Annotated in this window: 12 protein-coding genes; 8 read left to right on the plus strand and 4 right to left on the minus strand. The window is 72.7% G+C overall.

Annotated features, from left to right (window positions below):
• Window positions 1-12: 12 nt before the first annotated feature.
• Window positions 13-1,695, minus strand: coding sequence for an MFS transporter (locus ACIA8F_RS20065; protein ID WP_399380433.1), 1,683 nt, complete (start codon window positions 1,693-1,695; stop codon window positions 13-15).
• 244 nt (window positions 1,696-1,939) lie between these two features.
• Here ACIA8F_RS20065 and ACIA8F_RS20070 point away from each other — a divergent pair, with 244 nt between their 5' ends.
• Together ACIA8F_RS20070 and ACIA8F_RS20075 are read left to right on the plus strand one after the other, a co-directional pair.
• The gene (locus ACIA8F_RS20070; RefSeq protein ID WP_399380434.1) at window positions 1,940-3,055 is read left to right on the plus strand and encodes a hypothetical protein; all 1,116 of its coding nucleotides are present in this window, start codon (window positions 1,940-1,942) and stop codon (window positions 3,053-3,055) included.
• 259 nt (window positions 3,056-3,314) lie between these two features.
• Complete coding sequence (locus ACIA8F_RS20075; protein ID WP_399380435.1) at window positions 3,315-4,562, plus strand: phosphatase PAP2 family protein; 1,248 nt, start codon at window positions 3,315-3,317, stop codon at window positions 4,560-4,562.
• 326 nt (window positions 4,563-4,888) lie between these two features.
• Here the strand turns inward: ACIA8F_RS20075 and ACIA8F_RS20080 are convergent, their stop codons facing one another.
• The gene (locus ACIA8F_RS20080) at window positions 4,889-5,881 is read right to left on the minus strand and encodes a helix-turn-helix transcriptional regulator (protein ID WP_399380436.1); all 993 of its coding nucleotides are present in this window, start codon (window positions 5,879-5,881) and stop codon (window positions 4,889-4,891) included.
• A 182-nt stretch (window positions 5,882-6,063) separates the two neighbouring features.
• Between ACIA8F_RS20080 and ACIA8F_RS20085 the strand changes: the two genes are divergently transcribed.
• Window positions 6,064-7,233, plus strand: coding sequence for an acyl-CoA dehydrogenase family protein (locus ACIA8F_RS20085; protein ID WP_399380437.1), 1,170 nt, complete (start codon window positions 6,064-6,066; stop codon window positions 7,231-7,233).
• 57 nt (window positions 7,234-7,290) lie between these two features.
• On the opposite strand, the gene ACIA8F_RS20090 is transcribed toward ACIA8F_RS20085, so the two are convergent.
• Window positions 7,291-7,743: a cell division protein SepF gene (locus tag ACIA8F_RS20090; protein ID WP_214947996.1), complete on the minus strand. Its 453-nt coding sequence runs from the start codon at window positions 7,741-7,743 to the stop codon at window positions 7,291-7,293.
• A 283-nt stretch (window positions 7,744-8,026) separates the two neighbouring features.
• Here ACIA8F_RS20090 and ACIA8F_RS20095 point away from each other — a divergent pair, with 283 nt between their 5' ends.
• The 5 genes from ACIA8F_RS20095 (at window position 8,027) to ACIA8F_RS20115 (ending at window position 12,996) form a co-directional block, all read left to right on the plus strand.
• Window positions 8,027-9,178, plus strand: a complete 1,152-nt coding sequence (locus tag ACIA8F_RS20095; protein WP_399380439.1) for a DUF5685 family protein — start codon at window positions 8,027-8,029, stop codon at window positions 9,176-9,178.
• 351 nt (window positions 9,179-9,529) lie between these two features.
• Window positions 9,530-10,414, plus strand: a complete 885-nt coding sequence (locus ACIA8F_RS20100) for a S1 family peptidase (RefSeq protein WP_399380442.1) — start codon at window positions 9,530-9,532, stop codon at window positions 10,412-10,414.
• A gap of 153 nt (window positions 10,415-10,567) precedes the next feature.
• Entirely contained in the window at window positions 10,568-11,377 is an 810-nt protein-coding gene (locus ACIA8F_RS20105) for a DUF1684 domain-containing protein (protein ID WP_399380444.1), read from the plus strand.
• A 198-nt stretch (window positions 11,378-11,575) separates the two neighbouring features.
• The gene (locus ACIA8F_RS20110; RefSeq protein WP_399380687.1) at window positions 11,576-12,400 is read left to right on the plus strand and encodes a S1 family peptidase; all 825 of its coding nucleotides are present in this window, start codon (window positions 11,576-11,578) and stop codon (window positions 12,398-12,400) included.
• Between the two features lie 116 nt (window positions 12,401-12,516).
• Window positions 12,517-12,996, plus strand: a complete 480-nt coding sequence (locus tag ACIA8F_RS20115; RefSeq protein WP_399380445.1) for a hypothetical protein — start codon at window positions 12,517-12,519, stop codon at window positions 12,994-12,996.
• Between the two features lie 20 nt (window positions 12,997-13,016).
• Here ACIA8F_RS20115 and ACIA8F_RS20120 read toward each other — a convergent pair whose 3' ends face one another.
• The gene (locus ACIA8F_RS20120; protein ID WP_399380447.1) at window positions 13,017-13,913 is read right to left on the minus strand and encodes a DUF4231 domain-containing protein; all 897 of its coding nucleotides are present in this window, start codon (window positions 13,911-13,913) and stop codon (window positions 13,017-13,019) included.
• Between the last annotated feature and the right edge of the window lie 41 nt (window positions 13,914-13,954).

Consider the following 13,954-nt stretch of genomic DNA (forward strand, 5'->3'; position numbering starts at 1 on the left):
CGGGCGGAAGGGTCAGGCCGGGTGGCCGATCGCCGGGTCGTGGTCGGGGGCGGGCTGGGCCGGGATGCGGGTGCCCGTGGGTGCGGGGCCCGGCTGTACCGGGAGGCGGACGGGGGCCGCCTCGGCGTCCGTGCATTCCATCGTGCGGGGGAGCTTCAGGGCCATCGCCGCGCCCGCCAGGAGCAGCGCGGCGCTGACGACCAGCGTGACGTGCAGGCCGTGGACGAAGGAGTGGCGGGCGGCCGAGAACAGGGATTCGCCCGCCGGGCCGCCGAGCCGGGCCGCGATCTGGTAGGCCTCGCCGAGGGAGTGGGAGGCGCCGGCCGAGTCGGCCGGCGACACGCCGGGGACCGCTGCCAGGCCGGGGGCGTAGGCCGCGTTCATCACGCTGCCCAGCAGGGCGATGCCCATGCCCGCGCCGAGCTGGTAGGAGGTCTCCCCTATCGAGGCGGCGCCGCCGGCCGTCGCGGCCGGAGCCTCGCTCAGCATGGATTCGTAGGCGGCGAAGAGGGTGGTCTGGAGACCGAAGCCGAGCAGGACGAAGCCGACCGTGAGCAGGACCGGCCGGTCGTGCTGGCCCATGAAGGTGAGGAGCAGGACCGCGCCGGCGGTCAGTACGAAGCCCAGCGAGACCATCCGGCGCGGTCCGGTCCGGGACAGGGTGTACGAGCCGGTCGCGCCCGCCGCCATCGCGGCGAAGGTGAGCGGCAGCAGGCGCAGCCCGGTCTCCAGGGGGCTCAGGTGCAGCACGAGCTGGAGGTACTGGACGGCGATCAGCTCCAGGCCGACCAGCGCCAGCATGGCCAGCACGATGCAGCCCACGGAGGTGGTGAAGGCGGGCCGGGAGAACATCCGCATGTCGATCAGCGGGTGTGCGCGGCGCTTCTGGCGCCGGACGAACAGGACGAGCAGCCCGGCCCCGATCAGGAGCGGGACCAGTGCCTGCGGGTCGACGAGCTGGCGCTCCGCGCCGAGCCGCTTGACCCCGAGGACCGCGCCGAGCACGCCGCCGGCGGCCATGAGTGCGCCGAGCACGTCCCAGGGCCCGTCGGCGGTGCCCCTGGACTCCGGCAGCAGCCACCGGCCCAGCGGCAGGATCATGATCATGAGCGGGATGTTGATGAGGAAGACCGAGCCCCACCAGAAGTGCTGGACCAGGAAGCCGCCGAGTACGGGACCGCTCGCGGCGCCGACGGCGGCCACGGCCGTCCAGATGCCGATGGCCAGGGCCCGCTCGCGCCGGTCGGGGAAGACCTGGCGCAGGATCGACAGGGTGGCCGGCATGATCATCGCGCCGCCGACGCCGAGCAGGGCGCGGGCGGCGATCAGGACCTGGGCGTTGTCGGCGAGGGCGGCCAGGGCCGAGGCCGCGCCGAAGAGCGCGTAGCCGAGGAGCAGGACGCGGCGGCGGCCCACGCGGTCACCGAGGGTGCCGAAGAGGATGAGGAGGGCGGCGCACACCAGCGGGTAGGCGTCGACGATCCACAGGAGTTCCATCGGGCCGGGACGGAGGTCTTCGGTGACGGAGGGGACGGCGACGTGCAGGATCGTCGCGTCGAGCGCGACGAGCACCAGGCTGACGCACAGGACCGCGAGGACGGCCCAGCGGTTGGCCCCGCCGGAGGCCGCGCCGAGTTGCCGCAGTCGCTGCCAGGGGGAAGGGTTCCTGTCGCCGGTCACGTTCGTCCCCGACATGCATGTACCTCCCAGGTGATCCCTCGCCCTCGGCGGACCAGCGTCTTCTCGGGGCCACGGGTGGGGAGGGTGGCGTCCTACGGGGTCCGGCGTCGACAGGCGAGTGAACAGTCAGCGTACGCGAGTTCGGCTGTCCGACACGTGGTCAAGCTCTCATCCCGCCGCCTGCCGCGCTGTGGTGTGCGCCACTCGTTCCGCCTCGGCCCTTGCTGCCCGGGCGCGACCGCCCCGGGCCTCGATAATCATGCCCGTGAAGGATCTTGGATTTCGCCGGGCCGCGCCCGCTCTCGCCGTGTTCGTGGCGGTGCGGCTGCTGGGGCTGACCGTGCTCGCGGTGTGGGGGGCGGTGGCCGGCAGCAGCGCGCACACCCTGCTCTCGGCCCGCTGGGACTCCCTCTGGTACGCCCGCATCGCCGCCGAGGGCTACGGGTACGAGGTGGCGCTCCCGAACGGAGACGTCCACTCCAACCTGGCCTTCTTCCCGCTGCTGCCCTGGCTGGAGCGGCTGGTCTCGGCCGTCACCGGGCTCGGCCACGGATCCGCGGGCCTGGTGGTGTCGGCGCTCGCCGGGCTCGCCGCGGCCTGGGGGATCTTCGCGGTCGCCGAGCTCGTCCACGGCCGCCGGGCCGGGGTGTTCGCCGTCGCGGTCTGGGCCGCGCTGCCCGTCGGGATCGTGCAGTCGATGGCGTACAGCGAATCGCTGTTCACCGCGCTGGCCGCCTGGGGCCTCTACGGGGTCCTGCGCGGGCACTGGCTCACCGCCGGCCTGCTCGCGGCCGGGGCGGGGCTGACCCGCCCGGTCGGCGCCGCCGTGGTCGCGGCGGTGTGGGTGGCCGCCGCCCTGGCCCTGCGCGGCGGGGAGCGCTCCTGGCGGCCGGTGGCGGGGGCGCTGCTGGCCCCGCTCGGCGCGGCGGCGTACGTCCTGTGGGTCGGTGCGCGCACCGGAGGCGGCCTGACCGGGTACCTCGACGTGCAGGGCGGCTGGGGCAACGGCTTCGACGGCGGCTGGGCGTTCGCCCGGTTCATCGGGGCGCGGCTGGCCTCCCCGGCCTTCGCCGCCGGGATCGGGCTGATCGCCGGGGTCGCGCTGGTGGTGTGGCTGTACGTGCTCTGCGTGCGGCGGCGCCAGCCGGTACCGCTGCTGGTGTACGCCGGGATCGTGGTGGCGCTGGCCCTGTGCGCCTCGGGGTACTTCGGCTCCAAGCCCCGGCTGCTGCTGCCCGCCTTCCCGCTGGTCTTCCCGCCGGCGGTGGCGCTGGCCCGGTGGCGGACGGGCCGGGCGGCCGCGGTGCTGGGCGCGGCGGCCGCGGCGTCGGCCGTGTACGGGGCCTTCTGGCTGAACGGCTCGGGGCCGCCGTAGGCCGCGGCGGAAGGGCCCGGGCACCCAAGATCACGGAATGGATCGTTCCGCTCCATCTTTGGGCAAAACAATTGACCTGGAGTTATAAAGACGGTCTAAGTGTGCGAGGAAATGGTCGGCGGATGGAGCCTTCCCCGCTCCAACCAAAGGATGAATACCGGGAATTAAGTCCCGCGTGAGACCAACTCCACATCACATGGTCATCACAAAGCCCGCGATTCGACCGGGCCGCCCATCCGCGCGCGGTAACGTCGATTGAGTGCGTACCGACCAAATCCTGCCCAGACTGGAGCGGGTGTTCGCCCGGCTGGACCGGGAACCAGAGCGACCGGCTCATCTGCAAACACCGCGGATGAGCCGGCACCGCGTCGTGCTCCTCGGGGCAACCCTCGGCATCTACCTGGCGATCGTCGTCGCTGTCCTGACCACGTCCTGGCTCGTCCGCCTCGACTGGCAGATCATGTTCTTCCGGCCGTACGAGCAGTGGCCGCAGCTGCACGCCTTCCTCGACTACCTCGTCGTCCTCGGCCAGCGCGGCCCGACCGCGGTCATGGTCGCGGCCTGGCTCGGCTGGCGGTCCTGGCGGCAGCACACCCTGCGCCCCCTGATCACCCTCGGCGTGGCGCTGCTGCTGCTCAACATCACCGTGGGCGCCGTCAAGCTCGGCCTGGGCCGGCTCGGTCCGCACTACGCCACCGAGATCGGCTCCGCCGAGCTCTTCGCGGGCGGCGATATATTTCCTTCCGGCCACACCGCCAACGCCGTGGTGACCTGGGGAATCCTGGCCTACCTGGCCTCCACGGTGGTCACCCGCCGGGTGCTCTCCCTGGTCTCCGCCGTGGTCTCCCTGAGCGTCGGCGCCACCACCGTCTACCTCGGCACCCACTGGGTCAGCGACGTCCTGCTCGGCTGGCTCGCCGGTCTGCTCGTGCTGCTGGCGCTGCCGTGGTTCGAGCCGCTCATCGCCCGGGCCGAGGCCTACGTCTTCGACCTGCGGGCGCGGCTGCGCAGCCTCGTGGAGGCCGGGCAGGTGCCCGAGGGCCTCACCGGGCTGCTGGTCCCGCTGCTCTCGGCCGGCGGCAAGTGGCGGCTGGAGCGGGCCGCCGAGGAGCCGTCCGAACGGCAGCCGGCGCAGCCCGTACCGTCCGAGCAGCCCGTGCCGCCCGCGCAGCCCGTGCCGTCGGCGCAGCCCGTGGCCGTCCTGCGGCAGCCCGAGGCGGCCGAGCCCGCGCAGGTCCCCGTCCCGGTCCAGGCGTCGGCCTCCGCCGCCCCCGTGTCCGTCGCCGCCCCGGCTTCGGCCTCCGCCTCGGCCTCCGCCTCGGCCTCCGCTTCCGCGCAGAGCGCGGGGCGCCAGGCGGCCGCCCGGCCCGCCGCCCACCTCTCCGGCCGTCCGCACCTGATCCGCTCCGAGCGGACCCCGGGAGCCCCGGCCGGCAGCCGCCGCCCGCCCCACGCGGAGCGCGCCCCGGTGCGCGGCGCGGCACCCCGCCCGGCCACCGGCGGCTGAGCCGGACGGTACGCACCCCTCCGCTCGCGCATCCACGGCGGGCCCCGGTCGACGACCGGGGCCCGCCGTCGCACGTCCCGGACCGGTCCGGGGCCATTCGCCGCCGGTCGCGGCCGCGAAAGGCCCGGAACGTCAGCGCCGCGCCCGGACGTTCCTCCATACCGGGTCACGCTTGGGTCACGGATTGTCTACAGTCCCTCACGGCGGAGTTCGTCCGGCCCTTTTATTTACCGTCACGCGACACGCCCGGGGCGAATTCTGTTTCGAATTCCTCCGGAACTCCCCGGAATTGTGCGCGGAGTGCGCTCGGGGCACCCTCCGCTTCCTCACAAATCCTTCACTTCCGCGGTGGGTTCGCGCGGTTCCAGAGACCTGCCGAGCCGATCTCGCGCGGCCCGGATCCGGTCCGTCAGCTCGGTCGGCTCGACCACCTCGAACTCACAGCCGATCATCATGAGGTGAATCACGAGGACATCGAGGTTGACCGCTCCGGTGCGCAGGATGCAGCTCCGCTCGTCGAGCGGTTCCAGGGTCCCGTCGGCCGGCCCGACGATCCGCGCCGCCTCCTCCTCGGGCACCCGCAGCCGGACGACCGCGCGGGTCGCGTACACCCGCTGGGAGATGCCCCGGGAGACGTACGCGGCGAGGTCCTCGGCCGGCGGCGGGCGCGGGGTGAAGCGCGGTCCGTGCGGGGGCCTGGGCTCGATCCGGTCCACCCGGAAGGTCCGCCAGTCCTCCCGGTCCAGGTCCCAGGCGACGAGGTACCAGCGGCGCTCGCTGCACACCAGCCGGTGCGGTTCGACGGTCCTGCGGGTGACGGCGCCCCCGTGGTCCCGGTACCCGAAGCGCAGCCGCTCGGCGTCCCGGCAGACGCCGGCCAGCTCGGTCAGTACGGAGGGGTCGATGCCGGACCCGCCCGCCCCGCGGAGCATGGGCACGGTGAACCGGTTCAGCGCGGACACCCGGCCCCGCAGCCGGGACGGCAGGACCTGCTCCAGCTTCGCCAGCGCCCGTACGGAGGCCTCGCCGATGCCCTCCACGCCGTTCCCCGCGGCGGTCCGCAGCCCGACGGCCACCGCGACGGCCTCGTCGTCGTCGAGCAGCAGCGGCGGCAGCTCGGCGCCGGCCCCCAGCTGGTAGCCGCCGCCGGTGCCCGGACTGGCGTTCACGGGGTAGCCGAGCTCCCGCAGCCGGTCCACGTCGCGGCGCACGGTCCGCGGGGTCACGCCGAGCCGGCCGGCCAGATCGGCCCCGGTCCATTCCCGGTGGGCCTGCAACAGGGACAACAGGCGCAGCAGCCGCGCGGAAGTATCGAGCATGTCCGAAGTCTGCCCGCAGCACGGGGAGCACAGGACCGGGGGCACGGGCCGGGGGCACAGGACGGGGGCACGGGGCCGCGGCACAGGACCGGGGTCACACCCGGAGCGGGTGGACCGGGGACCGGCGGACCGACAAACTTGCGGCGCTAGGTTTTTGTGATCCCGGCCCGCCAGGAGGCGCAGTGTCCTTCGTTCCCACCGACCCGCTCGGGCTCGACGAACTCCTCTCGCCCGAGGACCTCGCGATCCGGGACACCGTCCGCGGCTGGGCCGCCGACCGGGTCCTGCCCAACATCGCCGAGTGGTACGAGAACGGCGAGCTGCCCGGCATCCGCGAGATCGCCAAGGAGCTCGGCGCCCTCGGCGCCCTCGGGATGTCGCTCCAGGGATACGGCTGCGCCGGCGCGAGCGCCGTCCAGTACGGGCTCGCCTGCCTGGAACTGGAGGCCGCCGACTCCGGGATCCGCTCGCTGGTCTCCGTACAGGGCTCGCTCGCGATGTACGCGATCTGGAAGTACGGCTCCGAGGAGCAGAAGCAGCGGTGGCTGCCCGGCATGGCCGCGGGCGAGCTCATCGGCTGCTTCGGACTGACCGAGCCGGACGTCGGCTCGGACCCCGGCGCGATGCGCACGCACGCCAGGCGGGACGGCTCGGACTGGGTGCTGAACGGCCGCAAGATGTGGATCACCAACGGCTCGGTGGCCGCCGTGGCCGTCGTCTGGGCGCAGACCGAGGAGGGGATCCGCGGGTTCGCCGTCCCCACGGACAGCGCCGGCTTCTCCGCCCCGGAGATCAAGCACAAGTGGTCCCTGCGCGCCTCGGTGACCAGCGAGCTGGTCATGGACGACGTACGGCTGCCCGCCGACGCGGTGCTTCCGGGCGTCACCGGACTGAAGGGGCCGCTCGGCTGCCTCAGCCACGCGCGGTACGGAATCGTCTGGGGATCCATGGGGGCGGCGCGCGCCAGCTTCGAGTCGGCGCTCGGCTACGCGAAGACGCGCGAGCAGTTCGGCCGGGCCATCGGCGGTTTCCAGCTCACCCAGGCCAAGCTCGCGGACATGGCGCTGGAACTCCACAAGGGGATCCTGCTCGCCCACCACCTGGGGCGGCGGATGGACGCGGGGACCCTGCGGCCGGAGCAGATCAGCTTCGGCAAGCTCAACAACGTCCGCGAGGCCATCGAGATCTGTCGCACCGCGCGGACGATCCTCGGTGCCAACGGGATCTCCCTCGAATATCCCGTCATGCGGCACGCCACCAACCTCGAATCGGTCCTCACCTACGAGGGCACCGTCGAGATGCACCAGCTCGTGCTGGGCAAGGCGCTCACCGGGCTCGACGCCTTCCGCTAGGCCCGCGCGGGGCCCGCTGGATGCCGGGAGGGCCGGAAGGAACCGGTGAGGCCTTGCTCAGCTCTGGTTGAAGAAGTCGCGCGAGCGGCCGCCGGACTCGCCGCTCACGATCTGGGTGTCGGCCGGGGTCAGCAGGAAGACCCTGGTCGCCACCCGCTCGATCGAACCGCGCAGACCGAAGGTCAGACCGGCCGCGAAGTCGACCACGCGCTTCGCGTCGCCCGGGTCCATCGAGGACAGGTTCACGATGACCGGAACACCGTCGCGGAACAGCTCCCCGATGCCGCGGGCGTCGCGGAAGCCGTCCGGGGTGACCGTCGCGATGCGGCGGCCCTGCTCGACGGCGGACTCCGACGCCACCTTGACGCGCGGGTCCGTGACCCACTGCTCGCCGGGGCCGACCACAGAGCCCCCCTGCGGAGCCTCCGCGTAGTCGTCGTCGTAGTAACGCTCGTCGTCGCTGTCCTCTACGAGACCCAGCCAGGCACTCGCCTTGCGCACCGAACCCATGGACGCCTCCTTTCATCGCGGTCAGTTCTGTCTTGTCTTCCGCGTCCCTATCGTCGTCCATGATGCTGACAACGCGCCAAGTGGATAGTCGCCGCGCAGGGGTTTCGTGACGGTACTGGTGCAGAACATCCGTTGCACGGTCAAGGATCCCAGCGGCTACCGCTGCTGACTGAGTGAAAATACGACCAGTGCATCCGTACGGGTGAGGGACGGGGGCGTACGGGTGACGGCCGGTCTCGCTACCATGCCCGTCAGCACGCGTATGACACACGGGGGAATCGTTTTGTTCGGCATCGTCAGACCCTGCACGCACCGCCTCGGGGAACGGTTCAAGACGGAGTGGATGGCCCATCTCTGCGGGCTGTGCCTGGCACTTCGGGGGGACCACGGCCAGTTCGCGAGGATCGTCACCAACTACGACGGGCTGCTCGTCTCCGTTCTGACGGAGGCTCAGTCCGGTCCGGCCCCCGGCTCCCGGCGCACCGCCGGTCCCTGTCCACTGCGCGGGATGCGCACCGCGGCCGTGGCCAACGGCGAGGGTGCGCGGCTCGCCGCCGCCGTCTCCCTGGTGCTGGCCTCCGCGAAGGTGCGCGACCACGTGGCCGACCGGGACGGCCTGTTGGCCCGCGCCCCGATCGCCCTCGCGGCGCGCCGGGTGGCCCGGGGCTGGGACCGGGCGGGCGCCCGTACCGGCGCCTCGCTCGGCTTCGACACGGCGGTGCTCGTCGACGCCGTGGACCGGCAGGCGGGCATCGAGACCCTGGCCGGAGCCGGCACCCCGGTGCTCGTGGTGACCGAGCCGACCGAGACCGCCACGGCCGCCGCCTTCGCCCATACCGCGGCCCTCGCCGGACGGCCAGGCAACGCCCCCGCGCTCGCCGAGGCGGGCCGCTACTTCGGGCGGCTCGCACACCTGCTGGACGCCGTCGAGGACCAGGCCGCGGACGCGGCGGCGGGGGCCTGGAACCCGCTGACCGCCACCGGGACGCCCCGGGCCGAGGCGCGCAGGCTGTGCGACGACGCGCTGCGCGGGATCCGGCTGGCGCTGCGGGAGGTGGAGTTCGCCGACGCGGGGCTGGCCCACCGGCTGCTCGTGCACGAGCTGCGCACCTCGGTGGACCGCGCCTTCGGCACCGCCGGCTGCGCCCACACGGCGACGGCCCCGGCTCCCGAGGGCTCCTTCGGGCCGCCCCCGGTGGACTTCGGACCGCCCCCGGCGCCCCCGCGCAAGCCGCGCCGCGACCTGCTGCCGGGCTGCGCGGTGGCCCTCGGGCTCTTCTGCACCTGCCAGCTGTGCTGCACGGAGCACGAGGGCCCGTGGTCGCGGGAGCGGAAGGACCCGTGGTGCGACGCAGGTGACTGCTGCGACGGCTGTGACTGCTGCGGCGACTGTGGCTGCGGGGACTGCTGCTGCTGTCCCTGTGACGGCTGCTGAGGACGCCCGGGCTCCGCTTCGGCCCGGGCTTGGCGCGGGCTTGGCCCGGTCTCCCACGCCCTCGATCCGGCAGGGCGATTTTCAGCCGTTCCGAGATTCGGCGTGCGGCGGGCGGCAGTGCGGCCTGGGCTGCGACAAGGGAGCGCTTCGGTCGAGGTGGTCAACGCGGAGCGGACAGTGGCTCGAAGTCGCCCTTGCCCCGCGTGCCTGTCGCCGGAAAACCTTCGATAGCATTTACGGGGTTTGTCAGGGGCACGGCGAACGGCGATCCGCCGGCCGCGGCTCCTGGCGACTGCACAAGCTCGGGCACCGCACCTGCCCGGGCTTCGATTTCCTTCGGGAGGACAATAAGTGACGATCAAGCGCATCTTCCGTTCCCGGCTCTTCGCCGCGGCCGTCGGTCTGACCGCCGTGGCCACCCTCGCGGGTCCCGCGACGGCGGCAGAGGCCCCGAACGGCAGCAGCGTCATGGCCGAGCGCTTCGCCGCGGTCGACGCCTCGCTCCTGCGGGCCGACGTCCCCGGCACCGCGTGGGGCCAGGACCCCGACACGGGGGCCATCGTGGTCCAGGCGGACTCCACCGTCTCGGACGCGAACATAAACAAGATCAAGAAGGAGGCCGGGGCGAACGCCTCGGCGGTGCGCATCGAGCGGACGCACGGCAAGATGTCGATGCTGACCAGCGGTGGGGACGGCATCTGGACCACCTCGTGGCGCTGCTCCCTCGGCTTCAACGTGCACAAGGGCAGCACGTACTACGTCCTGACCGCGGGTCACTGCGTCAAGGGTGCCGGTACCTGGTACACCAACGCCGCGCGCACCACGAAGATCGGTGCGAACGTCAGCGCCAGCTTCCCGGGCAACGACTACGGGCTCGTCCGCTACGACAACAAGGCCCTCAAGCACTCGGGCAGTGTGGGGAGCCAGGACATCAAGACCGCCATCGACGCCACGGTGGGCCTGAGCGTGAAGCGCCGTGGCAACACCACGGGCACGCACGGCGGCAAGGTGACCGGCCTGAACTGGACCGTGCACTACACCAGCGGTGAGACCGTCAAGGGTCTGATCAAGACCAACGTCTGCGCCGAGCCCGGCGACAGCGGCGGCCCGCTCTACTCGGGCACCCGCGCGGTCGGCCTCACCTCCGGCGGCAGCGGCGACTGCAAGGCGGGTGGCACCACCTACTTCCAGCCCGTCAAGGAAGCGCTGGCCCGCTGGGGCGTGAGCGTGTACTAAGCCACACGCACCCGCTTCACCGCTTCACCACTGATCGCTGGACCCCCTCCCGCCTGCCGGGTGGGGGTCCAGTGCGTTGGGGGATGCGTGCGTTCGTGGCCATTCCTGACCCTTCCGGTTTTCGCCCGGGCCGGTGTGGAAGGGTTGAGCGGCATGAGCGCTGAAGATCCGTCCGTGGCCTGGAAGCAGTGGCACGAGCACCGGGTGGCCACCGTGTCCGCCCCCTACGGCCCCCTCGCCCTGATCGGCACCCACTGGCTCGCCGACTACCCGGAAGGTCGAATTCCGGCCGTTCCGGGGCTTTGGCGGGCCGCCGCCGGAGGCGTGACCCTGACCGCGGGGCCGCAGGACGGGATCACCCTGGACGGCGATCCCCTTGCCGGCGCCGCCGTGCTGGCCGCCGACGAGAGCCCGCCCTCGCACTCCCGGCTCGCCGCCGGGGAGGTACGGCTCGTCGTGATCCGGCGCGAAGGGGAATGGGCGGTACGGGTGTTCGACCCGGCCGCGCCGGGCCGCGCGGCCTTCGCCGGGATCGAGGCCACCGCGTACGACCCGGCGTACGCGGTGCCGGGCCACTTCATCCCGTACGGGGAGGAGCGGACGGTCCAGGTGGAGAACGTCGACGGGCGGGCGCGCGGGCTCGGTCTGGGCGGCGAACTGAGCTTCTCCTTCGCCGGGGACCGGCACACGGTGCGGGTCGCGGTGGACGAGGAGGACGGCAGTCTGTGGGCGGTCGTCGGCGATGCCACCGGCGGCCGTTCCAGCTACCGGTTCCGGTTCCTCAAGCCCGGTACGCCCGCCGCCGACGGCTCCGTCACCGTGGACCTCAACCGGGTCCAACTCCCGCCGTGCGCCTTCGCGGACCACTTCGTCTGCCCCTTCCCCCCGCCCGGCAACACCCTGCCCTTCGAGCTCGCGGCGGGCGAACGGCGGCTGAAAGGCGCCCTTGCTAGCGGTATCTGACGCCAGGAGACTCCCGTCAGCGTCTCTCGGGGCTTGTCAGGGGCACGTCGAACGGCATTCCGTCCGTTGTGCCCCCGGCCGCCCTCCACGGGCTCCGGCACCACCCCACCCCGCCGGGCCTCCGACCCCCACTCGGGAGGACGACAAGTGACGATCAAGAGCATCATCCGTTCCCGGCTCTTCGCCGTGGCCACCGGCATGGCCGCCGTGGCCGCCCTCGCGGCCCCCACGGCCGCGCACGCCGACGGCGGGTTCAGCGCCGACCGGCTCGCCTCCGCCGGGGCCTCGGTCCTGCGCGCCGACGTGGCCGGCACCGCCTGGCACACCGACCCCGCCACCGGCACCCTCGTGGTCACCGCCGATTCCACCGTCTCGGCGGCCGACATCGCCCGGATCCGCAGCGAGGCCGGAACGAACGCGGCCGCCCTGCGCATCGAGCGCACCCCCGGCAAGCTGCGCAAGCTCATCTCCGGCGGCGACGCCATCTACGCCACGAGCTGGCGCTGTTCGGCCGGCTTCAACGTGCGCAGCGGATCCACGTACTACATCCTGACCGCCGGCCACTGCACCGACGGCGCGGGCACCTGGTGGACCAACTCCTCCCACACCACCGTCATCGGGTCCACCGTCGGCTCCAGCTTCCCGACCAACGACTACGGCCTGATCAAGTACGCCTCCAACTCCCCGGTGCCGCCCGGCACCGTCGGCAGCCAGGACATCACCAGCGCCATCAACGCCACCAACGGCCTGGCCGTCACCCGCCGCGGCTCCACCACCGGCATCCACAGCGGTACGGTGACCGGCCTCAACGCCACCGTGAACTACGGCGGCGGCGACGTCGTCTACGGCATGATCCGGACCAACGTCTGCGCCGAGCCCGGCGACAGCGGCGGCCCGCTCTACTCGGGCACCCGCGCGGTCGGCCTCACCTCCGGCGGCAGCGGCAACTGCTCCTCGGGCGGCACCACGTTCTTCCAGCCCGTCGTCGAGGCGCTCAACGCGTACGGCGTGAGCGTCTACTAGCCCCCGCCCGGGGCCGCACCACGGACCCGTGCGCCCCCGCCGCACCCCTGGACGTCCTCCCGCCTTCTGGGAGGATGTCCAGGGCGTTCGTGTCCACGGGGGGAGCGGGTTTCTGCATGAAGCGAATCGGCGTGACCGGGCACCGGTCGATCCCGAACGAGCTGCTCGGACATGTGGAGGACGGCCTGCGGGCCGTACTGGGCGGCCACGAGGGGCCGTTGGAGGCCCTCTCCAGCCTCGCCGAGGGGGCGGACCAGCTGTTCGCCGCCATCGCCCTGGAATACGGCGCCGACCTCACCGTGGTCATCCCCAGCGGGGACTACGAGGAGGGCTTCGGGGACAGTGGCGCCCTGGACCGCTACCTGGGGCTCAAGCGCCGGGCCGCCCAGGAGGTCCGCATGGGATTCGCCCGCTCCACCGACGAGGCCTACTACGCGGCCGGCACCTACATCGCCGATTCCTGCGACCGCCTCGTCGCCGTCTGGGACGGTCTGCCCGCCCGCGGGCACGGCGGCACCGCCGAGATCGTCGCCTACGCCCGCGCGCTCGGGAAGCCCGTCACCGTGATCTGGCGGGAGGGCGTGGCCCGGGACTGAGGCCACGCCCGCCCGGTCCGTCAACTGCTGTGCCGCGCCAGCCAGTCCGTGTGCTGCGGGGACACGTACCGCTCGGTCTCGTAGACCGCCGTCGGCCACTGCGTCTCGGTGATCGTCGTCTGCATCACGACCATCATCGCCGAGAGGTCCTGCTCGATCAGGGTGTGCGCCTCGATCAGCGGATGGTGGCGCCGCACCTCGTTCCAGGCGATCCCGGCCGTCGCCGCCGCGCTCAGCAGCCCGGTCAGCGCCGGCCCCGGACCCGAACCGAACGCCCCGAACAGGGCGAACAGCAGAGCCAGCAGGGTCAGCAGCACGATCGACCACGACCACAGGGCCGTCGCCCGCCGGGACACCTCCGTCTTGCGCTGGTACCAGTTGCGCTGCTCGATCAGCCGGTCACGGACGTACGTCTCCCTGCGGACCTGGTAGTCCAGGCCCCGCAGCCGGAACATCGCACCGGTGATCTCCCCGCCCTCCGGCACCAGGCCGGCGGTCCGCGGATCCTCCCAGCCCATCTTCCGCAGTTCGTTCAGTCCCGCCTCCAGCCGGGTCCGGTACGTCTCCTCGGCGCCCGGGACCTCACTGCCGAAGGGCGCGCCGTGGACGGCGTACCGCCAGGCCAGCGATTTGATGAACTCCGCTGCGCTCCGGTTGAGCTGCCACTGCGGGCGGGCCCGGCGCCGGGTGGCCCGTACGCCCACGCCCAGCACCCCGGCGTACGCGAGCACGCTGAGGAGCCCGGACAGGTACGCGGAGCCCAGCTTCGGCCCCTCGGGCAGGGCGGCGATCGCGGCGGCCACGACGAGCAGCATCAGCTGGGCGCGGGTGGCCTGGGTGGACTCCCGCTGCCGGGAGATCGCCGCCTGGTCGGTGTGGTGGAAGAGGGCCGGCAGGTCCTCGTTGCGAAAGGTCATGCTGTCACTCACAGCGAACCCCCCAGTCTGCTGTCGTACGT

This window comes from Streptomyces sp. NPDC051563 (assembly GCF_044454225.1).
Classification (GTDB): domain Bacteria; phylum Actinomycetota; class Actinomycetes; order Streptomycetales; family Streptomycetaceae; genus Streptomyces.

Bases quoted from the DNA above. Each gene is read 5' to 3' on its own strand.
- ACIA8F_RS20065 (WP_399380433.1), bottom strand. From the start codon at position 1,695: ATGTCGGGGACGAACGTGACCGGCGACAGGAACCCTTCCCCCTGGCAG.
- ACIA8F_RS20070 (WP_399380434.1), top strand. From the start codon at position 1,940: ATGCCCGTGAAGGATCTTGGATTTCGCCGGGCCGCGCCCGCTCTCGCC.
- ACIA8F_RS20080 (WP_399380436.1), bottom strand. From the start codon at position 5,881: ATGCTCGATACTTCCGCGCGGCTGCTGCGCCTGTTGTCCCTGTTGCAG.
- ACIA8F_RS20090 (WP_214947996.1), bottom strand. From the start codon at position 7,743: ATGGGTTCGGTGCGCAAGGCGAGTGCCTGGCTGGGTCTCGTAGAGGAC.
- ACIA8F_RS20105 (WP_399380444.1), top strand. From the start codon at position 10,568: ATGAGCGCTGAAGATCCGTCCGTGGCCTGGAAGCAGTGGCACGAGCAC.
- ACIA8F_RS20110 (WP_399380687.1), top strand. From the start codon at position 11,576: ATGGCCGCCGTGGCCGCCCTCGCGGCCCCCACGGCCGCGCACGCCGAC.
- ACIA8F_RS20115 (WP_399380445.1), top strand. From the start codon at position 12,517: ATGAAGCGAATCGGCGTGACCGGGCACCGGTCGATCCCGAACGAGCTG.
- ACIA8F_RS20120 (WP_399380447.1), bottom strand. From the start codon at position 13,913: ATGACCTTTCGCAACGAGGACCTGCCGGCCCTCTTCCACCACACCGAC.